Origin of the sequence: Sphingomonas sp. MJ1 (PH-R8) (genome assembly GCF_048058635.1) — a bacterium.
Taxonomy (GTDB): Bacteria; Pseudomonadota; Alphaproteobacteria; order Sphingomonadales; family Sphingomonadaceae; genus Sphingomonas.
Window position 1 is genome coordinate 15,944 of sequence record NZ_JBBEFX010000019.1, and the last position, 24,009, is coordinate 39,952.

Consider the following 24,009-nt stretch of genomic DNA (forward strand, 5'->3'; position numbering starts at 1 on the left):
CAGTTAAAAAGGATTTCCGTGTTGCAGCAAACGAGTACGGCCGAACGGCGGGCGATCTACCCGAGCCTGAAGAACAAGCGGGTGATCGTCACCGGCGGCGGCTCGGGGATCGGCGAAGGGCTGACCGAGGCTTTCGTGGCGCAGGGTGCGCGCGTTGCCTTCGTCGACATCGCCCAGGAAGCAAGCCAGCAGCTGGTCGCGCGCCTTTCCCCGGACGCGGAGCATGCCCCGCGCTTCTTCAGCTGCGACCTGACCGACATCGCGGCGCTGCGCGCCTGCTTTGCGGAAATGGAAGCCGAGCTCGGGGGCGTCGACATCCTGATCAACAATGCCGGCAATGACGATCGTCATACGGTGGAGCAGGTCACCCCGGAATATTGGGACGAGCGGCTGGCGGTGAACCTGCGCCACCAGTTCTTCGCCGCGCAGGCGGTGGCCCCGGCGATGAAGCAGAACGGCGGCGGCGTGATCCTGAACTTCGGTTCGATCAGCTGGCACCTCGCGCTGCCCGAACTGGTGCTCTACCAGACCTCGAAGGCGGCGATCGAAGGGCTGACGCGCAGCCTGGCCCGCGACCTGGGGCGTGAGAACATCCGCGTGAACACCATCGTTCCCGGCAACGTCCAGACGCCCCGGCAGGAACGCTGGTACACGCCCGAAGGCGAGGCTGAGATCATTGCCGGCCAGTGCCTGAACGGCCGCATCCAGCCCTCGGACGTGGCAGCCCTGGTGCTGTTCCTGGCGTCCGACGACGCCCGGATGTGCACGGGCCATGACTATTTCATCGACGCCGGCTGGCGCTGAGGCGTCATCAAGCAGGGGGAACGGAGGGGCCTGGATGCGGAGCGTCCAGGCCCCTTTTGCTATCGCTCGGCGCGCACCACGACGCGCGGCCGCTTGCGGGGCGAGGCGTCGGACTGGCGTCGGATCAGGGTGTAGTCGAGGACGAGGCGGCGGGCCGGCTCGTCGTTTCCGGCGCGGCGAGCGCGGATTCGCTCGGCGAGCAGATCCACTGCGGCGCGCGACATGTCGGCGATCGGCTGGTGGATCGTGGTGAGTTCCGGCCAGATGGTGGTCGCAAGCGCGCTGTCGTCGAATCCGCAGACGGTCAGGTCACCCGGCACGTCCAGCCCGCGGCGGTGCGCCACGGCGACCGTAGCTGCGGCCATGTCGTCGTTACTCGCGAAGATCGCCGTCGGCCTAGCCTGCAAGTTGAGCAGGGTCTCGGCCGCATCCAGGCCAGACCGGTAGGTGAAGAGCGCCGCCACCTCGAGTGCCGGATCGTGCCGGATGCCCGCTTCCGCCAGCGCGGCGCGATACCCCTCCAGCCGCAGGGCGCTGGCGGTCTGGTTCGGGTTGCCGATGATAAAGCCGATGCGGGCATGGCCGAGCGACAGAAGGTGCCGCGTCATCGCATGGGCGGCGGCACGGTCGTCGATCGAGACCGCAGTGGCGTCCTCCGGCGGCTTTCCGGTCGCCACGACCACGGTCGGAATGCCCTCTTCCGCCAGATAGTCCAGCACCGCGCGCGAATCGCACAGCGGAGGGGGGAGGATGATGCCGTCGATGCCAGCGACGAGCCGCTGCACGACGCGGCGCTCATCGCCGTCACCTTCGCATTTCTCCACCACCAGCTGGATGTCGCTGCGCCCGGCCTGGTCGAGGCTCCCGACCAGGAACTCGCTGAGATAGGCCGCACTGGGATTGCTGTAGAGCAACGCCATCCGAAGCTGCGCGGCCCCTGCCAGGCTGCGCGCCGCCCGGTTGGGCGCATAGTTCAGGTCGGAGATCGCCTGAACCACCGTCTCCCGAGTGGAGTCCCGGACACTTCCTTCGCCGTTGATGACGCGCGATACCGTCATGGTGGAAACGCCGGCGCGCGCCGCGACGTCCGAGATCGTCGGCGCGCCGCTCTGGCGAGCGCTCCGCGCCCTGGGTTTCCTGTTGCTCTCTGGCATGTTGCGGCTGATGAAGCATCTGCGGCAGCCGCCGCCAAGCCCGCAAAGGGCCCTAAACGCAAAAATTTTCAGATGGCGCACTTTAAGTCCAAATAACGGGACAGGACGCGCCGGTGTGCCGAAAACGGCAACAGGGAGGGAGAGGTAGATGAACAGGGTCTCGACGCTGCGTGGACTGCTCGCCGGTGCGGCGATCTTCGCGACTCCGGTGGTGGCCCAGCAGGCGAACCAACCCGTGCCCGGGCCGCAGGCGAGCACCGCCCACCCGGATCGCTGGCCCGCCGCGAAGAGCCGCGACCTCGTCGATCCGGCCACCGAAGCGTTCGTCACCCGCCTGATGGCTTCCATGTCGCTGGAGGAGAAGGTCGGCCAGATGATCCAGGCCGATACCAGCGCGATCACGCCGGAGGACCTGCGCCGCTACCCGCTGGGGAGCATCCTGGCCGGCGGCAGCTCGCCGCCGCTGGGGGCCCCCGATCGCTCGCCGGCAGCGCCGTGGGTCGCGACCAGCCAGGCGTTCAACAAGGTCGCGCTGGAGAAGCGCCCCGGCCATGTGCCGATCCCGCTGATGTTCGGCATTGACGCGGTGCACGGCAACAACAATGTCGTCGGCGCGACGATCTTTCCCCACAACAGCGCGCTGGGCGCGATGCGCGATCCTGACCTGATCCGGCGGATCGGCGCGGCGACGGCGGCCGAGACGGCAGCGGCTGGCTTCGACTGGGCGTTCGGGCCGACGCTGGCGGTGCCGCAGGACGATCGCTGGGGCCGTGCGTTCGAAGGCTATTCGGAGGATCCCGCCGTGGTCCGCTCCTACGCCGGGGCGATGATCGAGGGGTTGCAGGGGCGCGGGAAGGCGACGGGCGGCGGCAAGGGGCCGATCCAGCAGGGCCATGTCTCCGCGAGCGTGAAGCACTTCCTGGGAGACGGCGGCACCAAGGACGGCGTCGACCAGGGCGACACGCAGGTCGACGAGGAGACGCTGATCCGCATCCACAACGCGGGCTACCCGGCCGCGGTGAACGCCGGCACGATGACGGTGATGGCATCGTTCAGCAGCTGGAACGGCGCCAAGATGCACGGCAACAAGTCGCTGCTGACGGACGTACTGAAGGGCCGGATGGGCTTCGACGGCTTCGTCGTCGGCGACTGGAACGGCCATGGCCAGATCCCGGGCTGCACCAACGCCGACTGCCCGGCGACCTTCAACGCCGGGCTCGACATGGCGATGGCGCCGGACAGCTGGAAGGGCTTGTTCGAGACCACCGTCGCGGCGGCAAAGGACGGCCGCATCCCGATGGCGCGCATCGACGATGCCGTGCGCCGCATCCTGCGGGTGAAGGCGAAGCTGGGCCTGTTCGATCTTGCGCGCCCCTATGAAACGCGGGCCGACGTGTTCGGATCGGCAGAGCACCGGGCGGTTGCCCGCGAGGCCGTGGCCAAGAGCCTGGTGCTGCTGAAGAACACCGGCGTGCTGCCGATCAAGGCGAGCGCGAACATCCTGGTCGCAGGCGACGCCGCCGACGACATCGGCCGCCAGTCGGGCGGCTGGACGCTGAGCTGGCAGGGCGACGGCAACACCAATGCGGACTTCCCGAACGGCCAGTCGATCTATGCCGGCATCGCCCAGGCGGTGAAGGCCGGCGGCGGCACCGCAACGCTGAGCGCCAACGGCAGCTTCACGAAGAAGCCGGACGTCGCGATCGTCGTGTTCGGCGAGATGCCCTATGCGGAGATGCGGGGCGACGTTCGCACGCTGGAGTTCCAGCCGGGCGACAAGCAGGCGCTCGACCTGCTGAAGAAGCTGAAGGCTGCGGGCGTGCCGACCGTGTCGGTGTTCCTCTCCGGCCGTCCCATGTGGGTCAATCCGGAGATCAACCAGTCGGATGCGTTCGTCGCCGCCTGGTTCCCCGGTACCGAGGGCGCCGGCGTGGCCGACGTGCTGGTGGGCGATCGCAACGGGCGGCCGCGCCGCGACTTTGCAGGCAAGCTCGCCTTCAGCTGGCCGAAGACCGCGGGGCAGTTCACCCTCAACAAGGGTGCCCCCGGCTATGACCCGCTATTCCCGTTCGGCTATGGCCTGTCCTACGCGCGCGGCGGAACCGTCCCGCGGCTGGCGGAAGTCGCGGGTGTGGACGCGAGCCTCGGCAACACCAGCCTCTACTTCGCGCGCGGCCAGGTACCTGCCCCGTTTAAGCTGGCGGCCGATGCAGGCGTGACCGTCGCGGCGGTCGACGGGCCGCAGACCCAGGAAGGCGCGCGCCAGTTCAGCTGGAACAGCGCTGGGACCGTGCGGATCACCGGGCCGGAGATCGACCTGACGCGCGAGACCAATGCCGACCTGCTGCTGCAGGTGACCTATCGCGTCGGTACGCCCGCAAAGGGGCCGGTGACGCTAGGCTTCGGCGCCGGCCGCATCGACGCACGCACCCTGTTCGACGCGGCAGGCGCCCAGTGGCGGACGGTGCGGGTGCCGCTCAAATGCTTCCGCGACAAGGGGGCTGACGTGGCCAAGGTGGGCGAGGTCTTCTCCGTCACCAGCAGCGCGCCGCTGCGCTTCGCGGTCGCCGACCTCCGGCTGGTGACCGACCCCGCCGGCGCCGTCTGCCCGAACTGATCCTTGCGGAGACCCGTGATGAACCATGCTGTCCGTCTGTTCTTGGTGCCGCTTCTCCTGGCGGCACCTGCCTCTGCCCAGGTGAAGCTTCCGGGCGATCCCCATGCCAGCGATCCCGTGGGGATTGTCGCGGACCCCTGCCCCAGCCGTGCCGAGGAGACCGATCCTCAGGGACGTGAGATGCGCAAGCTGCACCAGGTAACGCGCGACTGGGCGCAGCTGTGCCGCTATCACCGCGACAATGCCGCGGTCCGCGGGCAGCCGGTCAGCGTGGTCTTCATGGGCGACAGCATCACCGACGGCTGGATCAAGGGCGATCCCGATTTCTTCAAGGAGGGACGCATCGACCGCGGCATCGGGGGGCAGACCACGCCACAGATGCTGGTGCGCTTTCGTGAAGACGTGATCGCGCTGAAGCCCAAGGCGGTGCACATCATGGCCGGCACCAACGACATCGCCGGCAACACCGGAGCCGCGACCATGGCGATGGTCCAGGGCAACATCCAGGGCATGGCCGAACTGGCGCGGGCCAACGGCATCAAGGTGATCCTGGCGTCGATCCCGCCGGCCGCAGCCTTTCCATGGAGCCCGGAGACGCGCCCGGCGCCGCAGATCGCAGAGATGAATGCATGGCTGAAGGGCTATGCGGCAGCCGAAGGCTTCACCTATGTCGACTATCACCCGGCGCTCGCAACGGCCGAGGGCGCGATGAAGCCGGGGTTCGCGAACGACGGGGTGCACCCGACACCAGCCGGCTATGCGGCAATGCGGCCGGTGGCGCTGGAGGCGATCCGGCGGACGCTGGGCAAGTGACTTCGCGGACCGGGTGAAGCGGCCTGCTGACTCTGTATCCCCGCGCCGGCGGGGATACTGGGCCGAGCAAAACGGAGCGTGTTGCTCGGCGCCCTAGGCTCCTGCCTTCGCAGGAGCACGGAAATATGCAGCCGAACGCTTTGGTTTCGCTGCATTTTGCAACCTCAAATGCCGGCCTGACGCTCGCCCTGCCCGACGATGCGCTCTATCCGCGCCGCGTGGTCGGGACAGACGAGGCCGCGGCTCGCCATCCATTCGTCGGAGAAGCAGGTGGAGGCATAGCGCTCGCCGGGATCGCACAGCAGCGTGACGATCGATCCCTGCTCCCCACGCGCGGCCATCTCCTCGATCAGCGTCAGGCAGGCGATGAGGTTGGTGCCGGTGGACGGACCGCAGCGGCGGCCGAGCACCGCGGAGAGCTGGCGGGCGGCGCCGAAGCTCGCGGCGTCGGGCACCGCGATCATCCGGTCGATGACGTTCGGCACGAAGGACGGCTCGACCCGCGGGCGGCCGATCCCCTCGACCAGCGTCATCGGCCCGTCCCAGGCGGTGACGCTGCGATCGGCGAAGTAGCGGTGGAAGACGGAACCCTCAGGGTCGGCGACGCACAGCCGGGTCGCGTGGCCGCGGTAGCGGAGGTAGCGGCCGATGGTGGCGGAGGTGCCGCCGGTGCCAGCCCCGCACACGATCCAGGTCGGGATCGGATGCGCCTCCAGCGCCATTTGCGCGAAGATCGACTCCGCGATGTTGTTGTTGCCGCGCCAGTCGGTCGCACGCTCGGCATAGGTGAACTGGTCGAGGTAGTGGCCACCGGTTTCGGCCGCGATCCGCTCCGCCTCGGCATAGACGGTGCGCGGGTCGGCGACCTTGTGGCAGCGGCCGCCCAGATGCTCGATCGCGGCGATCTTCTCGGGCGAGGTCGAGTGCGGGAGCACGGCGACGAACGGCAGCCCGAGCAGCCGGGCGAAATAGGCTTCCGACACCGCCGTCGAGCCTGAGGAGGCCTCTACCACGGTGGTGCCCGCATCGATCCAGCCGTTGCACAGCGCGTGGAGGAACAGCGAGCGGGCGAGCCGGTGCTTGAGGCTGCCGGTCGGGTGGCTCGACTCGTCCTTCAGGTACAGGCGCATGCCGCCGGCCGCGGCCGAGAGCGGCACCTCGATCAGGTGCGTGTCCGCGGAACGTCGCTGCTCCGCCGTCAGCCGCGCGATGGCGTCCGCCACCCAGCCGCGATCGCCCGGGCGCGACACGCGCGATTGAACTTCCCCAGGGGCTGTGTCGTTACGGAGCACGGATGATCCTTTCGTGGCACCACTCTGCGCGCGCTCGTCGCGCAAGCCTTGGGGCAGGTCAATGCGGCGGCCCTGCGGCCGGTGCAGAGCGCCGCACGTGACTTGCCTGCACCCTCCCGGTACAGCGGAGTTGTGACCGCGCTTCGCCGCCACCTCCTGGCCCATCGCCGGTCGGCCGCCTGGCTGATCGCGGCGGCGCTGTTGATGCGGCTGCTGATCCCGACCGGCTACATGCTGGTAGCTTCGCCGGCTGGCCTTCCGACCTTTGCCATGTGCTCGGGCTATGGCGCGGTCCTGCCCGCGGCGGCCGCGCTCGGGGCGGGCCATGGCGCCCACGACAGCCACGCGACCACGGGCGGCGGGGATCACCACGGCCAGCAGCACGATGCCAAGGAGCAGCCCCCTTGCGCCTTCGCGGGGGTCGCGACGGCGGCGCTTGCCGCGACCGATCCGCTGCTGCTGGCGATCGCGCTGTTCTTCATCCTGGCGGCCGGGTTCCGGCTGCCCGTGCGGGCGCCCGTCGCGGCGAGCCCGTTCCTGCGTCCGCCGCTCCGGGGGCCGCCCGCCACCGCCTGATCCGCTCATCACGTCAAAGGCGTCCCCAAGGGGGTCGCCGGATCAGGATATTTGCATGACCTTGTTTCGAACCGCCGCATGCGCGGCGTTCGTCGTCGCGGCCTCTCCCGCGGCGGCGCAATCGAGCGACCGTGACGTCGCCGACACCAGCCTGACGGTGGGATCCGTCGTCGTCACCGGAACCCGCCTCCCCCGCTCCGGGGAAGAGGTGCTCACCTCCGTCGACGTGCTGGGCGCCGATCTCGCCCAGCGCCAGAGCGTGGACAATACATGGGAGCTGTTCGCGCGCCTGCCCGGCGTGACGCTCACCGACTTCAACCAGGGCAATACCTCCGGCCGCTTCTCCATCCGCGGCTTCAATGGCGAGGGGGAGATCAACGCGGTCAAGCTGCTGATCGACGGCATCCCCAGCAACGCCAACGACGGCGGCATGGTGTTCATCGACATGGTGATGCCGCTGGACATCGCCGCGGTGGAACTGGTCCGCGGCACTGCGGACCCGCGCTATGGGCTCCACAACATCGCGGGCAACGCCAACATCCTGACCCGCATCGGCGGCACCTACCTGGACGCGCGGGCGCTGGCGGGGGCGTTCGGGACCTATGAAGGTCAGGTCTCCGCCGGGATCGAGCGCGGCGGCTTCAGCCAGAACTACTTCGTCGGTTATCGCCAGACCGACGGCTTTCGCGAGCATGCCGACCTGCGCCGCGCCAACCTGGCGGGCAAGTGGTTCTATGATCTGGGCGGCGCCACCGTGGGCGCGATCGCGCGCTATTCCACGGCGAAAGCGCAGGAGCCGGGTTATCTGACGAGCAGGGACAATGCCGAGAACCGTTCCACCTCCTACGCGATCTCCGAGACGGACGGCGGCAAGCGGCGGCTGGGCGAATACAGCCTGCATCTCGACGCGGATGTCGCGTCGGAGTTGAGCCTCGCTGCCAAGGCCTATGTCACCACCCAGTTCGACGACCGCTACGTACGCTTCTCCGCCAGCGTGCCGCAGCAGCGACGGCTGACGGAGGAGACGCAATATGGCGGGCTGCTCACGCTCCACTATCGTCCAGAAGTGGCGTTCCTGCACCGGCTGCAGATCGAAGCGGGCGGCGACGTGCAGGTGCAGGATAACGAGAGCCGCCGCTGGCTGACCGAGCGTCGGGTCGCGACGCGGCAGACCCGGGACCAGGCGTTCGACCTCACCGTCTATGGCGGCTATGTCCAGGCAGTGATCGAGCCCACCGCTTGGCTGAAGATCACGCCCGGCTGGCGGGTGGATCGGGTGTCGGGCGCGCTTGAGGACGGCCTCGCCGGGGCGCGCTATCCGGTCAACGACTATGGCACCATCAGCCAGCCCAAGGTCAGCGTCGCGGTGACGCCGCTGGCGGGGCTGACCGCCTATGCCAACTATGGCCGCACCTTCCAAATCGGCGCGGGATTGGGCGCCTATAAGGTGCCGCCGCGGACGACCGATCTCGCCCCTTCGATCAACACCGGCTGGGAGGCGGGGGTGAAATACGCCCGCGGCAGCTGGCTGGAGGGGCGCGTCGCCCTGTGGCGGCAGACCGCAACCGGGGAGATCAAGCGCCGGCTGAACGATCCCAACGGCGACTTCGACAATCTGGGCGAGACGCGCCGGCAGGGGATAGACGTGCAGCTGAACCTGAACCCGGTTCCCGGCGTGAGCCTGTGGGGCGCCTATTCCTACCAGCATGCCCGTATCCGGACGCCCGATCCCGCCACCCCGGCGCAGGCGGGGAACTGGATCGACCACGTTCCGCAGAACCTGTTCTCGGGCGGGCTGGACCTCGTCCCGGCCGCACGCTGGCGCGTGTCGCTGTGGGGCAACGGCCAGTCCTCGTACGAGCTTACCGCCAACAACGATCGCGGCCGGTACGGCGCCTATGTGGTGGTGTCGGGCGAGGTCGCGTTCGAAGTGACGCCGCAGGTCGAGCTTTCGGCACAGGTGAAGAACCTGGGCGACGAGCACTATGAATATGTGTGGTGGGACGGCACCCAAATGCTCAACGCCCCTGCGGACCCGCGCGCGCTGTATGGCGCGGTGCGGCTGCGGTTCTGAGGGAGGTGCGCGTGGCGACGTCCGCAGCCGCGACCGGCGGCCTCTATCGCGCAGTGTGGCGCTGGCATTTCTATGCCGGGCTGCTGGTGCTGCCCTTCCTCAGCTGGCTCGCGATCACTGGCGCCTTGTACCTGTACAAGCCCGAGCTGGAGCGGCTGATCTATCCCGATCTGGTGATGGTGCAGCCCATGGCTGCGCCGCTCCCGCTTGGCACCATCGTGGAGCGGGTGCGCCGTGAAACCGGCGGCGTCGTGGCGGAGGTGGATCGGCCCGCCAGCGCGGCCGAAAGCTGGCGGATGCTGGTGACCACGCCCGAGGGGAGGCAGCGGACCGCATGGGTGGATCCGTATCGCGGAACCGTGCTGGGGCTGACGCGCAAGGGCGGCGCGTTACAGACCGTGCGCGATCTTCACAGCCTGATCCTCACCGGCTCCATCGGCAACGCGCTGATCGAAGCGGTGGGCGGCTGGGCGATCCTGCTGGTGGTCACGGGCGTGTACCTCTGGTGGCCGCGCGGCGGCAGCCCGGCCTTGCGCGTGCGCGGCACACCGGCAGGCCGCCTGTTCTGGCGCGATCTCCACGCCGCGATCGGCATCGTCGCTGGCGCAGTGGTGCTGTTCCTGGCCATCACCGGCATGCCGTGGACCGGCACCTGGGGCAATGCGCTGCGCGGCACGATCGCCAGCCAGGGGCTCGGCCGCCCCGAGCCGCCACAGGCAAGCGCGATGCCGGGCCACGGCGCCCACGCAGGCCATGACGTGGCCGAGGCCCTGCCCTGGTCGCTGCAGGAAGCGCCGATGCCGCATGGCAGCCATGGCGACATCGGAATCGACCAGGCGGCGGCGCTGGCGGCGCGCCATGGCATGACGGCGCCTTGGGTGCTGAGCCTGCCCGCGGCGCCGGGCGCCCCCTATCTCTTCTCCCGGACGATCCGCCGGGCGGAGGACGGGCGCGCGCTCTATCTGGACGCAGGCAGCGGCCGCGTGCTGCAGGACGCGCGCTTTCCCGGCTTCGGCGCAGGCGCAAAGCTCGTCGAGTGGGGCATCGCCACGCACAAGGGAGAGGAATATGGCGAGCCGAACCGGCTGCTGATGCTGTTCGGATGCATCGCCGTGGTGCTGCTGTCGATCACCGGCGCGGTCATGTGGTGGAAGCGGAGGGCGCCGGGGACGCTTGCCGCCCCGTCCCGCCACCCGGACCGCCGCGCTGCCCGGGCGCTCCTCGTCATGATGGCGGTGGCCGGCGTCCTGTTTCCGCTGACGGGGCTCACCATGCTGGTGGCACTCGGGATCGAAGGATTCTTGCGAATGGCTCGCACGGAGCCTTTACAGTTGTGACGGGCGGTTTATTGAGAACCACACGCAATAGCGGAGTGGGGAATTACCGTGACCGTGTCCTTCGGCTGCCTTCAGGCTGCACGTCCTGTCCCGTTCGCGGCGGCATTCCCTAGCGTCCTCGCTCCGGACAGCGGTCGGTGAGCGCCGCCGCTGCCAAGCACAACGGTGGTCACCGCCAGTCGCTGGCGCTCAGCGCCCGCATCGTGGCGGCGACGCTCGGCAATTATGTCGTGACCTCGCTGGCTACGGCGCTGCTCGCGCGGACCTGGCCGATCGCGCCGGCGCAGGCGACGATGGCCTCGACGCTGCTGGCGTTCGTGATCTTTCCGGTGATCGCGCTCACCGCTTTTGCCATTCGCTCCCCCTGGAAGCTCTGGGCGGGGCTGATCGCCGCCGCCGTCCTGCTGGGCGGCGGGCTCTGGCTCACGCTGGCATCTGGAGGCCGGCTGTGAAGGACGGGTTCCGCCAGTGCATGGCCTGGCTGCACACCTGGACCGGCCTGCTGTTCGGCTGGCTGCTGTTCGCGGTGTTCGCGACGGGAACGGCCGCCTATTTCCAGGACGAGATCACGCGCTGGATGCGGCCCGAAGTGAGCGGCCATCCCTCCACCGTGCAATCCGCCGAGGGCGCGGTGCGCTGGCTGGGCGAGCATGCCGGAGACGCGCGCAGCTGGTACATCACGCTGCCGAGCGCGCGCGGTGCCGAGACCACGGTGTTCTGGGTACCCGGCGAAAAGGCGGGTGCGCCGGCCAAGCGCGGTGGGCGCGGCGGTCGCGGACGCGGCGACACGCAGGCGGTGCTCGACGGTGAGGGCAACAAGGTTTCCGCACGCGAGACGCGGGGCGGCTTCTTCCTCTACCGCTTCCACTTCGACCTTCACTACATGCCGGTGCTGTGGGCCCGCTACCTGGTGGGCATCGCCGCGATGTTCATGCTCGTCGCCATTCTTTCGGGCATCATCACCCACAAGAAGATCTTCGTCGATTTCTTCCTGCTGCGGTTCGGCAAGGGGCAGCGCAGCTGGCTCGACGCGCACAACGTCACGGCGGTGATGGCGCTGCCGTTCCATCTGATGATCACCTATACCGGGCTGGTGACGCTCGCCGTCCTGTACATGCCCTGGGGCATTGCCGCGAACTATGCGGAGCCCACCGGCTACTATCAGCAGCTGCGGGGAGAGGCTCCACCGGTCGAGCGCTCGGGAATCGCCGCGCCCATGGCACCGATCGCGCCGATGTTTGCGGAAGCGCAGCGCCGCTGGAACGGTGCCGATGTGGGCGTGGTCACCGTCGCCAACCCGGGCGACACCACCGCGACCGTGACGCTGGTCCGTGCGATGGGAAGCGGCATCGGCACGCGCGGGCCCTCTCTCACCTTTTCGGGAGAAACCGGCACGCTGGTATCGGCGAGCCCGGACCAGGGCGGCGCGGCGGCGACCGAGAGCGTGATGGTCGGCCTTCACGCCGGCCGCTTCGCCGACATCGGCCTCCGCTGGTTCTACTTTCTCTCCGGCGTGGGCGGTACGATCATGGTCGGCAGCGGCCTGGTGCTTTGGACGGTGAAGCGTCGTGCGAAGCTGCCCGACCCTGCCCGACCGCATTTCGGCTTTCGCCTGGTGGAGCGCCTCAACATCGCGACGATCGGCGGGCTGATGGCGGGCATCGCGGCCTATTTCCTCGCGAACCGCCTGCTGCCGGTGCAGATGGATGGCCGCGCGGAGTGGGAGATCCACAGCATGTTCATCGTCTGGGGCGCCTCGCTCGTGTGGGCGATCGCCCGCCCCGCCCGCCGCGCCTGGGTAGAGGTGCTGACGGCCGGCGCGGTGCTCTATGCCGCCATCCCGGTGGTCAACGCCGTCACCACGTCGCGCAATCCGATTGCGAGCATCGCCGCTGGCGACTGGCTGTTCCCGAGCTTCGACCTGGTGATGCTCGCCATCGCAGCGGCGCTCGGGTGGAGCGCGCGCAAGGTCCACCGCAGCACGTCAAAGGCGACCGGTGTTCGCGCGCCGCGTGCAAAGGAGCTCGCACTCGCATGATCCACCTGCTCCTCCTCCTGGTCGCGGCGCTGAGCTTCAGCGCCCTGATGCACGGCCTGCCGCGCCATCAGGGACCCCTGCTGCACCGCATGCTGCCCCGCCTAGCGAGCCGGCGCCTGCGGATCGCCGGCTGGGCCGGCATCGCGCTCGGCACCGCACTGGCGGTACTGGCCTTCGGCTGGGGCTATGGCCTGATCGTTTGGCTGGGAGCCTGCACGTTAGGCGCGACCGCTGCGGTCCTGCACCTCGCCTTTCGCATCCAGGCCCGGCGGCACGTGCGCTGACTCCATCCGTGACACGCACGTGACCGGGCGATGACAGCGGCGTCACCCGATTGCAAAGCGCCTGTAGCCTGTCCGCCCTAAAGCTCCCCTCGGCCCGACGATGGGAGTTCGCACATGCCGCGCACCGCACTCGCCCCCGCCCTCAAGACCCTTCCCGCCTGGATCGCCGAACCCGAATCCTACACGCCCGAGGCGCCACGGCGGGCGTTCCGGACGGTGTTCGTGTCCGACGTCCATCTGGGCACGCCCGGCAGCAGCGCACGCGCGCTGGTGGAGTTCCTGCGCTCCGTCGAATGCGAGACGCTCTACCTGGTCGGCGACATCGTCGACGGCTGGCAGATCCGCAAAGGCTGGTACTGGCCGGCCAGCCATAATGACGTGGTCCGCACCATCCTGAAGTTCGCCCGGCGCGGCACGCGCGTCCTCTACCTGCCGGGCAACCACGACGAGGCTTTCCGGGATTATGTCGGGCTGGAGTTCGGCGGCGTCGAACTGCTGGACGAGGACATCCACACCACCGCGGATGGCCGCCGCCTGCTGGTGCTGCACGGCGATCAGTTCGATGGCGTGGTGCTCTACGCGCGCTGGCTCGCCTTCCTGGGGGACCATGCCTACACGCTGCTGCTGAAGGCGAACCGGCTGTGGAACGCAGGCCGCAGGCGGATGGGCCTGCCCTATTGGTCGCTCTCGGCCTACGCCAAGAACCGGGTCAAGAACGCGGTGAGCTTCATCTCCCGCTTCGAGGAGACGGTCGCCCATGCCGCCGCGGAACGCGGCGTCGACGGGGTGGTTTGCGGGCATATTCACACCGCGGAGATCCGCCGGATCGGCGACGTGACCTATTACAACGACGGCGACTGGGTGGAGAGCTGCACCGCGCTGGTGGAGCACGCCGACGGCCGCATGGAGTTGATCGACTGGCATGCCGAGGCGGCAGTCGCTGCCGCGGCGCATGCCGGCCTGGCGGTCCCGGCATGAGGATCGCGATCGTTACCGACGCCTGGACCCCGCAGGTGAACGGCGTCGTCCGCACCCTCGTCGCCACAATCGACGAATTGCGCCGACGCGGTCATACCGTAGAGACCGTGACCCCGGACGGGTTCGTCACTTGGGCATGCCCAGGCTATCGCGAGATCCGCCTGGCATTTGGCCAGTCCTGGGCAGTGGCGCACCGGCTGGAGCAGTTCCGGCCCCAGGCGGTGCACATCGCGACCGAGGGGCCTCTCGGCTGGGCGGCGCGGCGCTGGTGCCTCGATCGCGGCCAGCGCTTCACCACCTCGTTCCACACCAACTTCCCCGACTATCTGGCGCTGCGGACGCATCTGCCGGCGCGGTGCTTCTGGCCTGCATTCCGGCGGTTCCACCAGCCCTCCAGCGCCGTGCTGACAGCCACGCCATCCGTATCCGCGCGGCTCGCGGCGCAGGGGCTTCGCCATACCAAGCCGTGGTCCCGCGGCGTGGACCCGGCGATCTTCCGCCCTGGCGCCCCCCGATCGGCGCTGCGCCGCACGGCCGGACCCGTGATGCTGCATGTCGGGCGTGTCGCGGTGGAGAAGAACCTGGAGGCTTTCCTGGCGCTCGACCTTCCGGGAACCAAGCTGGTGGTCGGTGATGGTCCGGCGCGGCCGATGCTGGCGGCCCGCTATCCGGAAGCACGCTTCCTCGGCACGCTGCACGGGGCGGCGCTTGCGGAGGCCTATCGTGCGGCCGACGTGCTGGTCTTCCCCAGCCGCACCGACACCTTCGGCCTGGTGATGATCGAGGCGCTGGCCTGCGGCACGCCGGTTGCCGCCTTCCCAGTCGAAGGGCCGATCGACATCCTAGGGCCCGAGGGCCGCGGTCTGGGCGGCCGGCGGATCGGCGCAGTGGACCGGGACCTGGCAAGCGCGATCCGCATCGCGCTCGCTGCAGACCGCGACGCCTGCGCAGCCGAAGGCAGGCGCTACGGATGGTCGGCGTGTACCGACCAGTTCCTCGCCCACCTCGCTACCGAGCGGGAGGCCCTGGCGGGCTAGGCGGCGGCCGCGTTCGGGTTCTTGCCGCCACCCTGGATCCAGCGGTCGATCTCCTGCTCCAGCACCGGCAGCGGCACGGAGCCGAGCCCCAGCACCACGTCGTGGAACCAGCGCTGGTCGAACGCGGTGCCGAGCTGCCGCTCAGCGTCGGCGCGCTTGCGGCGCAGCGTCATCTCGCCAAGCTTGTAGGCGAGCGCCTGACCCGGCCAGCTGATGTAGCGATCGACCTCGGTCTCGATCTCGTGCTGCGATAGGGCGGTATGCTGCGCGAGATAGGCGATCGCCTGCTCACGGCTCCAGCCCTGGTGGTGGACGCCGGTATCGATCACCAGGCGACACGCGCGCCACATCTCGTAAGAAAGCCGGCCGAAATCCTCATAGGGCGTGCGGTAGATGCCCATGACGGTGCCGAGCCATTCGGTGTAGAGCCCCCAGCCTTCGCCATAGCCGGAGAAATAGGTCTGGCGGCGAAAGGCGGGGCGGTCCGGTCCCTCCAGCGAGATCGCCGCCTGCAGACTGTGCCCGGGATTGCATTCGTGCAGCGTCAGCGCCGGGATCTGGTAGAGCGGGCGCGACGGCAGGTCGTAGGTGTTCATCGAACACGCCTCCAGCCCGCCGCGGCCGGCGGTGTAGAAGGGCGCAATCGCATCCGGCACCGGCACGATGGTGAAGCGGTAGCGCGGCAAGCGGCCGATGGTGTTCTTCAGCTGGCCGTCGACCCGCTTCGCGGCATAGGCGGATACGCCCAGCAGCTCGTCCGGCGTGCGTGCGTAGAACTTGGGGTCGGTGCGCAGGAACTTCAGGAACTCGGCCATGCTTCCCTGGAAGCCGGCCGCCGCCTTGGTCTTCTCCATCTCCGCGCTGATTCGCGCGACTTCCTTCAGCCCCAGCGCATGGATCTGCTCGGCGGTGAGGTCCAGCGTCGTATATTCACGGACCTGCGCCTGGTAGAAGGCCTTGCCGTCCGGCATCGCCTCTGCCGCCAGCGTGGTGCGGGTTTTCGGCAGATACTCGCTTCGGAAGAAGCGCAGCAGCCGATCATAGGCGGGCGCCACCTGGCCGGCGATCAGCGCGCGCGCTTCTTCGCGCAGCTTTGCCTGCCCGGCCGCCGGAATGCTCGACGGCATCGTCGCGAACGGCGCGTAGAAGGGGTTCTTCTCCACCTCTGCCACCGCATAGGCGGCGATCGAGGAATCGCGGCCGGCGAGCGTCACCCGCGGCACGCTGAAGCCGCGCTTCAGGCCGGCCCGCATGTTGGCGATCTGCTCGTCGAAGTAGCGCGGGACGTCGCGCATGCGGCCGAGATAGCGCCGGTACTGCTCTGCACGGGCATAGGGCTGGCGCGCAGCCAGGCCGGACCAGAAATTGCTGTCGGCGTTGAGCGGCATTTCCCAGTGGCGAAACTTCTGGTTGGCGATGTTCGCCTCCAGCGTCGTGCGGAAGACGGCAGCGTTGATCCGCTCCTCCGGCGAAAGCTCCGCGGCGGAAATCGCGTCGAGTTCCCGGGCGATCCCCTGCCAGTAGGTGAGCCGGCGTTGCTGGGTGGCGGCGTCGACGTGGGGCAGATGGTCGCCGCTCGCGCTCCAGCTGTCGTCCTCGGCGACGCGGGCGAACTCGTTCTGCCGCCATGCCCACTCCTTTTCGTAGAGCGTCCGCAGCCGTGCGTCGGCAGCGCCGGCGGGCACGCTCGTCTGGGCGAGCGCCGGCATCGGGGCGAGCGGAACGAGCGACAGCAGCACGGCAGAGGCAAGAAGACGCATGAAGGAGCTTCCCCGGATTCTGGAGTGGACGAAGGTCAGGCGCGCGGTGGACGGGAACGCAGCCAGCCGGTGATCGCATAGCGGCGGTACGCAGCCTCGGGCGCGACGCGGGAGACGCTGTGAAGCTGCGGGACGGCGAACACATCCAGCGTGTTGAACCCCGGGGACATGCCGGTGACCGCGCCACGTTCCTCGTGGAAGAGCAGCAGCCCGCCCCACTCCGTCCGCCATTGCGGCGTGAGGCCGAAGACATAGGCCGCATGACGGTGCTTGCCGGGGACCTCGTCGGTATGTCCGGTCAGGAAATCTCCAGGCGCATAGGCGGTCGCCTGCCCGTCCGCGAAGTCGATCGCGTCCACACCGGTGAGCTGGCGAAGACGGTCACGCGCGGCCCCGCCCGATATCCAGCGGGTGAAGGTGGAAAGCTCCGGATCGCCCGGATTGCCGCCGCCATCGCCGTCGGTCAGCCGGAGCGTCTCGTAGCGGTACTGAAAGCCGGACCGGGCGCCGGCCTGTACCGCCGCCTCCAGTGCCTGAGCCTGTTCGGCAGACATGGCGGCGCGGGTGGGGCGATCAAGCTCGAACAGCTTGTCGCCGCTGTTGACCAGCTGGCGCCAGTCCTCGCGCCGGCGCAACTCTGCATGGAGCAGTGCCGGCACCGGATCGGCGAGGAAGCCGTGGATGCGGATGCGCCCTCGCGCGGCAAACTCTGCCGCGAGCGCGGGCCAGTCGAGCGCGGGGTTGAGCTGGAGCCCGTCGAGCACGCTCACCGATCCCGGAACCAGCCGGTGATCGCATAGCGGCCGACCGGGGCGAAAGGAGGCACGTAGCTGACGTTGTGCCGCTGCGGTACGCGGAAGAGGTTCAGGCAGTTGAAGCGGGGTTTCATGCCCGCGATCACGTCGTCGTCATCGTCGTAGAAGAGCAGATAGCCGCCCCAGTCGGGGCGCCATTCCCGCGCGAGGCTGAGGACGTAGGCGACCTGCCGCCCCTCCTCGCCAGTGCCGCGGTCGTCGTGCATCGCGAGGAAGTTGTTGGGCGCGAAGAGCGTCGCCTGCGCATCCGCCTTGATGAGCGACGGCATGCCGGTGATCGCCCGCACGAAGCCGAGGAACTCGGGCGTGTTGATATATTCGAGGACCAGTTCCAGCGGATGTCCCGGCGCCCATTTGCCCAGATAAGCGTCCAGCATCGGATACTGGCCGTAGATGAAGCCATAATCCCCCTGCCCCACCCCGGAGCCGATCGACTGCCACAGGCGCCCGTGCTCGGCCCGCGGCATGGCACGCACCGCATCCGCGCGGACCGACTTCGGCGCCGATCCCGGCTCGCGATAGGCCAAACCGTACGGCGTCTGCCGCTGGATCACGTCGGCGAGCACATCGACCGAGCGAGGGGTGAGCAGGTCGCGCACCTGCAGGCGGCCGGTTCCGGCGAACTCCCGTGCAAGTGCCGCGACATCTTGCGCGGGGTTGAGGTCGAACAGCGGCAGGGGCTCGTTGGGCATGCCCCCACCTTCCGGGCTCGGAGCCGAACATTCAAGCGCTTGTGTTCGTCCGCACACGAAGTCCTGCTGGACAGGCGGGAGCAAAGCTTAAACCATGCGCCATGGACACCAGACTTCTCCTTGCGCGCGCTGAATCGGCATTTCGGGCAGGCGATCTGAACGGCGCGCGCGCGGAACTGGAGCCGGTGATCGCACAGGAGAACGCACCGGCGGCAGCGTTTCATCTGATGGCGCTCATCGCGCGGCGGCAAGAGCGCCTTGCGGACGCCGGCGAACTCTTTCGCCAGGCGCTGGCGCGCGCGCCGCAGGACGGGCAGATCAACAACAATTACGCGAACTTCTGTGCGCACACGGGCGACGTAGAGGCAGCGCTTCGGCATTATTCGGTCGCGGCAGGAGGCTCGCGAAAGGCACGCATCGACGCGCTGGTAAATCGCGCCGTGCTTCGGCAGCAACGAAAGCAGCTGGACGAAGCGCTGGCCGATGTGGATGCGGCGCTGGCCTTGGACCGGCGGGCGGCGAACGCGCACAGCATCCGCGGCACCATCCTGCGCGACCACGACCGGCTCGACGAAGCCGCGGCGGCATTCGACCAGGCGCTGTCGCTCGAGCCGGCGCGGCCGACCGCCTTGCGAGGGCGCGCGCGTGTCGCCCTGGAACGCGGGGAGGCAGATGCGGCGGCGCGGTTTCGTCACTGCGCGACGGCGGGTGCGGCCGGGCCGGACGTGCTGCTGGGACTGGCCAATGCGCTGGAGGCGGATGGCGATCCGGGCGGGATGGCGTTGCTGGAGGACGCGGTGATCCGGGTGCCCGAGTGGGTGGAAGCGCATGAGGAGCTTGCCCGCATGCGTTCCGAAGCCGGGCTCGCCGATCGCCTGACCGAGAGCCACGAGGCGGCGCTCGCACGGGTCCCAACGAGCGTCGCGCTGCACCAGTCCCGCTGGCGCCTGCTGCATCGGGCGGGCCGGCACATGGATGCGCTGGCGGCGCTGGAGGCGGCACGAAACACGCTTGGGCAGCGTCCAGAATGGCTGCTGGAGGAAGCCGATCTGGCGATCGAGGCGCGCGATCTGGATCGGGCGCACCGTGTGCTTGACGCTCTGCCGGACGCCGAAGAGACGCTGATGCCGCGCGCGCGATGCGCATTGGCGCAGGGAGACGCGCACCTTGCCGCCCGGCTGCTGGAGCGCCACGTGGCGGCGGATACCGCAAGCGTCGCGGGCTGGGCCTTCCTCGACCTGGCATGGCGGCTGCTCGACGATCCGCGCCACCAGTGGCTGAGCGGCCAGCCCGGTCTTTATGCTCCCAGGCAACTCACCATCGACGCGGCCGAGCTGGCGCAACTGGCGAATCTGCTGCGCGACCTGCATCGAAGCCGGGCACATCCGGTGGGGCAGTCGCTGCGCGGCGGGACCCAGACGCGCGGTCGCCTGCTTGCCCGGACCGAGCCGCAGCTACGCCGGCTGAAGGCGCTGTTGCTGGAGGCGATCACGGCCCATATGGCCGCCCTTCCGCCGGCAGACTCGCGTCATCCGCTGCTCCGCCATCGGGATGCCCTGCCCCGTTTCGCGGGATCCTGGTCCGTACGATTACACGGTGCCGGCTTTCACGTCAGCCACATCCATCCGCGCGGGGTGCTGAGCTCAGCCTTGTATGTGAGCGTGCCGGAAACGCTTGATCGCGTCGCACGCGAGGGGTGGCTGGAGATCGGGCGCCCGCCGGACGCGGCGAACCTTCCGCTGGGACCGCTCGCCCAATTCGAGCCGCAGCCGGGGCAATTGGTGCTGTTCCCAAGCTATCTGTTTCACGGCACCCGGCCTTTTTCCAGCGGAGAGCGGCTGACCGTGGCCTTCGACGTGTTCTTCTAGGCCGGACAAGGAAATGGCCCGGGGTTTCCCCCGGGCCATACCTTTTTGCTCCGCTGCGCGAGCGCGTCAGAAGCGGAAGCGAACCGCCGCGTAGAAGTCGCGACCCAGCACGTCATAGACGCCCGGATAGGTGTTCGCCTGTTCCTGATCGTCGCCGATCAGCTGCGGCTTCACATTGCCGACGTTGTTGACACCGAAGCTGAAGTTGTAGGTGTCGGTCAGGTCGAACGAGAAGGCGAGGTCGATGTAGTTCTTCGCCTTGAGCTTCGGCACGGCCAGCTCTGCCGGATCGACGTCCGCGTTGGCGATCGAGTCCGCCTTGACGCTGGACAGGTACCGCCAACGCAGGCTGGCGGTCATCGGACCATCGATGAGCGACAGGCGCGACGACCACTTGTACTTCGACTGCGGGGTGCCGCAGTAGTTGGCACCGAAATACCCCGCACAGGTATAAGGTGCCTCGCCGACCACCGGAGCGAACTCGTTCTTCTCCGTCCAGGTACCCTGGAAGAAGGCGTTGAGCTTGCTCTCGGCCCCGAACAGACCGAAGCCCAGCGTCTGGGTGTAGTCGGCCGAAACGTCGATACCCGAAGTCTTGAGGCTCGCCGCGTTGGCATTCACCGCCGTGACGAAGCTCGGGTTCTGGATCGTGCCGTCGTCGTTGCGAGAGATCGCCTGGCAGTAGATGCTGTTCACGTCCCGGAAGACGTTATAGCAAAGGTTCAGGATGCCGCCGACGCCGCCGCCCAGCGAGGTGACGACGTTGTCGACCTTGATGTTGAAGTAGTCGGCAGTCAGGTGGAAGCCCGGCAGGAAGCGGGGCGCCAGGATGACACCAGCGGTATAGGTATCGCTGACTTCTTCCTGAAGGTTCGGGTTACCGCCGAACACGCCCTCGATCTGGGTAGCAGGCTGCAGCGAGGTGCCGGAGCCCACAGCACCGGCGGGAACGCCGGTGGCGGTGCAGATGGCGACGAGCCCGGCGTCGTTCTGCGCACCCGGCGTTGCGCAGGGGTCGGTCGCGCCTGGGAAGCCGTTGGACTGGCCCCCGAACAGCTCGGCAACGTTCGGCGCACGCACCGCCCGCGAATACTGGCCCCGGAAGGTGATGTCCCGGATCGGCGCCCACTGCGCACCGCCCGTGTAGGTCCAGACGCCACCGACGCCGCCCAGCGAATAATCCGAATAGCGGAACGCGCCGTTCAGTTCGAGACGCTCTGCGAACGGCATGCCGCCCAGCAGCGGAACCCGAAGTTCGCCGAACACTTCCTTGACGTTGTAGCCGCCTGCGGTCGGATCACCACCGTTGAAGCCCACGACATCGCCCGAAGACAGCGCCTGATCGGGGATGAACTGGCTTTCCACCGAGCGATACTCGGCGCCCAGTGCAAAGCCGACGTCGCCGCCACCCAGACCGAAATCGAACAGCGAGCCCGAGATGGATGCCTGCGCCACCTGCAGCTCGGAGATATCCGTATTCTGCGTGGTGATCGAGATCGCCGCGACTTCCTCGGCCGAAAGCAGGTTCGGTCCGAAGATGTTCAGGCGATTCGCCAGCAGCTCGGCCGCAAATGCGGAGCGCGAGACGTTGCCGTACTGGATGTTCGAGTTCCGGGTACGGGCGTAGCTGTAATAGGCGTCATACTTGATGTCGCCGGTCACCGCGCCCGTGGTGCCGATCAGGACACGGAACGCGTTGCGATCGTCGAGCGCCTGACGCGAAGAGACCGCGTTGGTGCGCGACGCGAGCGCGACGTTGACCACGCCCGGGTTGCCGTAGCGCGCCGTGCCGCCGGCCGCGATCAGCGCTGCGTCGATCGCAGCTTCCTGCGCATCGATGGCAGCCAGCGACGAGGCATCCGCCGCCGAGAGGAACGGGTTGTCCAGCGCGATGCCGAACGTGCCGCTGATCGGCGTCGCCGCCAGTTCGTTCTGAACGCGGTTGTTGACGAACGACACCTCCAGATACGGGTTGAACCACTCGTTCACCTCGTAATTGGCGTAGGCGCCCAGCATCCAGCGTTCTTGCGGAACCTGGAGCAGGTTGTCCGGTGCGTAGTTGTAGTAGTCGTCGGTCGTGAACGGGCGCGACGTATTCGGGCCGGTGTAATATTGACCAAGCGTGCCGTTCGCCGACAGCGAACCCGCGCCGCGGGTGAAGTTCGTGCCACCGGTGCACGCCGCGCCAGTGCCACCCACGCAGACTGTCGAGGGGTTCACGTAGAAGCGGCCGTTCGGAACCGACGGGCTCCCCAGCGGCACCAGGCTGGTGCCGTCGTCGCCCAAGGCAACAGCCGAGAAGTCCCGTGCCCCCTGGAAGATCGCGCCGCGCTGGTAATACTCACCATAAGCCGTGATGTGGCCGCGACCCTCGTCGAAGTCGGTGCCCATCGCGAGATAGGTGTCCCAACGACGGCCATCGCCTTCGCCGGTGATGCTGTACTGGCTGCCGGCTTCAACGCCGTTGATGTCGTTGCGGAGGCGGAAGTTGACCACGCCCGCAATCGCGTCCGAGCCATACACGGCCGAGGCGCCGCCGGTGACGACGTCGACGCCGTCGATCAGGAACGCCGGAATCGTATTGAGGTCGACCACCTGCGAGGTGTCATAGAACATGTACCGGCGACCGTTGACCAACACCAGGTTCCGGTTGGAACCGAGACCGCGAAGGTTCAGCGTCGCGACGCCGCCACCAGGGTTGTTCGAGAATCCGGTCGATCCCGGAATGACCTGCGGCAGCGTGTTCATTACACTTTCGACGTTCACTGCGCCGGAAAGCTTGAACTCTTCCTGGGAAACGACTGCGAGCGGGCTGTCCGAAGTCAGATCGCGGCGTGCAATACGCGATCCCGTAACAACGATCGTACCCTGGTTTTCGTCAACACTCTGGTTCGGCTCGCCGCTGCCGGTCGGCACGGCGCTGATGCCGACATTCTGGGAGGTTGAGGTGCTTTCCTGAGGCGCATCCTGTGCGAAAGCAGGAAAGCCGAGTGTAGCGGCCATCAATACCAAAGGTGCGGCGCCGGCGCGCAGCGCCAGGCGGCGTCCACGATTGCGATTCATGCAGTTCCCCTTCTGTTGCCCCCGAGCCAGACGGGCTCGAATCTTTCAGGATCATGCCTCTCGAACTTTTGTTCGTCCGCCTACGATGCACTGCACAAAAATAGTTGCAAGACTGCTTTCACGATGAAAGAAAATGGCGCGACACTGTCGCATAAATGCAACGTTCAGGAACAGCGCGCCGCCATCGGCGCGCGTTGGGGGATCGAAGTGATGGCTTCCGCACATAGGGCTTTGGGAATGGCGTTCGGGCTGGGACTTGTGCTCGCCTCCCCCACTGCCCTCGCCCGCCAGGCCGACCCGGGTCGGGCCGAGCCCCTGCAGGCCCTGCTCCAATGCCGCACGATCACCGACGCGGCGGCGCGACTGCGCTGCCTCGACGCCCGCACCGCAGAGGTGGAGGTGCTGCTGAACAAGGGGGATCTGGTGGTGGCGACCCGGACCCGGATCGCGGAGGCGCAGGCGGCGCAATTCGGCCGCAGCGCTCCCGCCCCGCCGATCGCCGTGCGCGAGCAGGAACAAGCGCCGCCTCCGCCTACCCGCATCGATACCAGCATCAAAGGCGTCAGCACGACGCCCGATGGGAAGTGGGTCATGGTGCTCGCCGATGGCGCGCGGTGGCAGCAGATCGACGGACGCATCCTGGCGCGCGATCCGAAGCCGGGAATGGCGATCGCAATCCGCCGGGCGGCAATGGGCAGCTATCTGGCGAATGTGGCAGGCCAGCCTGCCATGCGGGTGCGGCGGGTGAACTGACCCTGCCGATGGCGCGGCCAGCCTCGTGTGAGCGGCCGGGCGCCGGTGCCGAGT

At 68.3% G+C, this 24,009-nt stretch carries 19 protein-coding genes; 13 read left to right on the plus strand and 6 right to left on the minus strand.

The window, feature by feature from the left end:
* The first annotated feature begins 18 nt into the window (after positions 1-18).
* Complete coding sequence (locus VPH46_RS13925; RefSeq protein WP_416612122.1) at positions 19-804, plus strand: SDR family NAD(P)-dependent oxidoreductase; 786 nt, start codon at positions 19-21, stop codon at positions 802-804.
* 59 nt (positions 805-863) lie between these two features.
* Here the strand turns inward: VPH46_RS13925 and VPH46_RS13930 are convergent, their stop codons facing one another.
* The gene (locus tag VPH46_RS13930; protein WP_416612124.1) at positions 864-1,958 is read right to left on the minus strand and encodes a LacI family DNA-binding transcriptional regulator; all 1,095 of its coding nucleotides are present in this window, start codon (positions 1,956-1,958) and stop codon (positions 864-866) included.
* Between the two features lie 148 nt (positions 1,959-2,106).
* Between VPH46_RS13930 and VPH46_RS13935 the strand changes: the two genes are divergently transcribed.
* Together VPH46_RS13935 and VPH46_RS13940 are read left to right on the plus strand one after the other, a co-directional pair.
* Positions 2,107-4,575 (plus strand): glycoside hydrolase family 3 N-terminal domain-containing protein, encoded by a 2,469-nt coding sequence (locus VPH46_RS13935; RefSeq protein WP_416612126.1) that lies wholly within the window; start codon positions 2,107-2,109, stop codon positions 4,573-4,575.
* An 18-nt stretch (positions 4,576-4,593) separates the two neighbouring features.
* The gene (locus VPH46_RS13940; RefSeq protein WP_416612128.1) at positions 4,594-5,388 is read left to right on the plus strand and encodes an SGNH/GDSL hydrolase family protein; all 795 of its coding nucleotides are present in this window, start codon (positions 4,594-4,596) and stop codon (positions 5,386-5,388) included.
* A gap of 164 nt (positions 5,389-5,552) precedes the next feature.
* On the opposite strand, the gene VPH46_RS13945 is transcribed toward VPH46_RS13940, so the two are convergent.
* A complete protein-coding gene (locus VPH46_RS13945) occupies positions 5,553-6,680 on the minus strand; it encodes a PLP-dependent cysteine synthase family protein (protein ID WP_416612130.1) in 1,128 nt (375 codons plus the stop codon).
* Positions 6,681-6,812: 132 nt separating this feature from the next.
* On the opposite strand from VPH46_RS13945, the gene VPH46_RS13950 reads away from it, so the two are divergent.
* The 8 genes from VPH46_RS13950 to VPH46_RS13985 all read left to right on the plus strand — a co-directional run bounded on the left by VPH46_RS13950 (position 6,813) and on the right by VPH46_RS13985 (position 15,004).
* Positions 6,813-7,256 carry a hypothetical protein gene (locus tag VPH46_RS13950; RefSeq protein WP_416612131.1) on the plus strand — a complete coding sequence of 148 codons (444 nt, stop codon included), beginning with the start codon at positions 6,813-6,815 and terminating at the stop codon, positions 7,254-7,256.
* 55 nt (positions 7,257-7,311) lie between these two features.
* Positions 7,312-9,330 carry a TonB-dependent receptor gene (locus VPH46_RS13955; protein ID WP_416612133.1) on the plus strand — a complete coding sequence of 673 codons (2,019 nt, stop codon included), beginning with the start codon at positions 7,312-7,314 and terminating at the stop codon, positions 9,328-9,330.
* 11 nt (positions 9,331-9,341) lie between these two features.
* Positions 9,342-10,667, plus strand: coding sequence for a PepSY-associated TM helix domain-containing protein (locus VPH46_RS13960; protein ID WP_416612135.1), 1,326 nt, complete (start codon positions 9,342-9,344; stop codon positions 10,665-10,667).
* Between the two features lie 137 nt (positions 10,668-10,804).
* Positions 10,805-11,119, plus strand: coding sequence for a hypothetical protein (locus VPH46_RS13965; protein WP_416612137.1), 315 nt, complete (start codon positions 10,805-10,807; stop codon positions 11,117-11,119).
* Between the two features lie 20 nt (positions 11,120-11,139).
* Positions 11,140-12,705, plus strand: coding sequence for a PepSY-associated TM helix domain-containing protein (locus VPH46_RS13970; RefSeq protein ID WP_416612139.1), 1,566 nt, complete (start codon positions 11,140-11,142; stop codon positions 12,703-12,705).
* Entirely contained in the window at positions 12,702-12,989 is a 288-nt protein-coding gene (locus tag VPH46_RS13975; RefSeq protein ID WP_416612141.1) for a DUF3325 domain-containing protein, read from the plus strand. Before VPH46_RS13970 ends, VPH46_RS13975 begins: the two co-directional genes overlap by 4 nt.
* 114 nt (positions 12,990-13,103) lie before the next feature.
* The gene (locus VPH46_RS13980) at positions 13,104-13,967 is read left to right on the plus strand and encodes a UDP-2,3-diacylglucosamine diphosphatase (RefSeq protein WP_416612143.1); all 864 of its coding nucleotides are present in this window, start codon (positions 13,104-13,106) and stop codon (positions 13,965-13,967) included.
* Positions 13,964-15,004, plus strand: coding sequence for a glycosyltransferase family 4 protein (locus tag VPH46_RS13985; protein ID WP_416612145.1), 1,041 nt, complete (start codon positions 13,964-13,966; stop codon positions 15,002-15,004). The genes VPH46_RS13980 and VPH46_RS13985 overlap by 4 nt, the downstream gene beginning before the upstream one ends.
* Here the strand turns inward: VPH46_RS13985 and VPH46_RS13990 are convergent.
* From VPH46_RS13990 to VPH46_RS14000, 3 genes are read right to left on the minus strand one after another with little or no spacing between them, the layout of a single operon-like run.
* Positions 15,001-16,764, minus strand: coding sequence for a DUF885 domain-containing protein (locus tag VPH46_RS13990; protein WP_416612147.1), 1,764 nt, complete (start codon positions 16,762-16,764; stop codon positions 15,001-15,003). The genes VPH46_RS13985 and VPH46_RS13990 overlap by 4 nt on opposite strands.
* A gap of 35 nt (positions 16,765-16,799) precedes the next feature.
* Positions 16,800-17,534: a 2OG-Fe(II) oxygenase gene (locus VPH46_RS13995; RefSeq protein ID WP_416612148.1), complete on the minus strand. Its 735-nt coding sequence runs from the start codon at positions 17,532-17,534 to the stop codon at positions 16,800-16,802.
* Positions 17,531-18,271 (minus strand): 2OG-Fe(II) oxygenase, encoded by a 741-nt coding sequence (locus VPH46_RS14000; protein WP_416612150.1) that lies wholly within the window; start codon positions 18,269-18,271, stop codon positions 17,531-17,533. Before VPH46_RS14000 ends, VPH46_RS13995 begins: the two co-directional genes overlap by 4 nt.
* 101 nt (positions 18,272-18,372) lie before the next feature.
* Between VPH46_RS14000 and VPH46_RS14005 the strand changes: the two genes are divergently transcribed.
* A complete protein-coding gene (locus VPH46_RS14005) occupies positions 18,373-20,139 on the plus strand; it encodes a 2OG-Fe(II) oxygenase family protein (RefSeq protein ID WP_416612151.1) in 1,767 nt (588 codons plus the stop codon).
* Between the two features lie 66 nt (positions 20,140-20,205).
* Here VPH46_RS14005 and VPH46_RS14010 read toward each other — a convergent pair whose 3' ends face one another.
* Entirely contained in the window at positions 20,206-23,202 is a 2,997-nt protein-coding gene (locus VPH46_RS14010) for a TonB-dependent receptor domain-containing protein (RefSeq protein ID WP_416612153.1), read from the minus strand.
* Positions 23,203-23,412: 210 nt separating this feature from the next.
* Between VPH46_RS14010 and VPH46_RS14015 the strand changes: the two genes are divergently transcribed.
* On the plus strand, positions 23,413-23,955 hold the full coding sequence (locus VPH46_RS14015; protein ID WP_416612155.1) for a hypothetical protein: 543 nt from the start codon (positions 23,413-23,415) through the stop codon (positions 23,953-23,955).
* Positions 23,956-24,009: the final 54 nt, after the last annotated feature.

Bases quoted from the DNA above. Each gene is read 5' to 3' on its own strand.
- VPH46_RS13930 (WP_416612124.1), bottom strand. From the start codon at position 1,958: ATGCCAGAGAGCAACAGGAAACCCAGGGCGCGGAGCGCTCGCCAGAGC.
- VPH46_RS13935 (WP_416612126.1), top strand. From the start codon at position 2,107: ATGAACAGGGTCTCGACGCTGCGTGGACTGCTCGCCGGTGCGGCGATC.
- VPH46_RS13940 (WP_416612128.1), top strand. From the start codon at position 4,594: ATGAACCATGCTGTCCGTCTGTTCTTGGTGCCGCTTCTCCTGGCGGCA.
- VPH46_RS13955 (WP_416612133.1), top strand. From the start codon at position 7,312: ATGACCTTGTTTCGAACCGCCGCATGCGCGGCGTTCGTCGTCGCGGCC.
- VPH46_RS13970 (WP_416612139.1), top strand. From the start codon at position 11,140: ATGGCCTGGCTGCACACCTGGACCGGCCTGCTGTTCGGCTGGCTGCTG.
- VPH46_RS13975 (WP_416612141.1), top strand. From the start codon at position 12,702: ATGATCCACCTGCTCCTCCTCCTGGTCGCGGCGCTGAGCTTCAGCGCC.
- VPH46_RS13980 (WP_416612143.1), top strand. From the start codon at position 13,104: ATGCCGCGCACCGCACTCGCCCCCGCCCTCAAGACCCTTCCCGCCTGG.
- VPH46_RS13985 (WP_416612145.1), top strand. From the start codon at position 13,964: ATGAGGATCGCGATCGTTACCGACGCCTGGACCCCGCAGGTGAACGGC.
- VPH46_RS13990 (WP_416612147.1), bottom strand. From the start codon at position 16,764: ATGCGTCTTCTTGCCTCTGCCGTGCTGCTGTCGCTCGTTCCGCTCGCC.
- VPH46_RS14000 (WP_416612150.1), bottom strand. From the start codon at position 18,271: ATGCCCAACGAGCCCCTGCCGCTGTTCGACCTCAACCCCGCGCAAGAT.
- VPH46_RS14005 (WP_416612151.1), top strand. From the start codon at position 18,373: ATGGACACCAGACTTCTCCTTGCGCGCGCTGAATCGGCATTTCGGGCA.
- VPH46_RS14010 (WP_416612153.1), bottom strand. From the start codon at position 23,202: ATGAATCGCAATCGTGGACGCCGCCTGGCGCTGCGCGCCGGCGCCGCA.
- VPH46_RS14015 (WP_416612155.1), top strand. From the start codon at position 23,413: ATGGCTTCCGCACATAGGGCTTTGGGAATGGCGTTCGGGCTGGGACTT.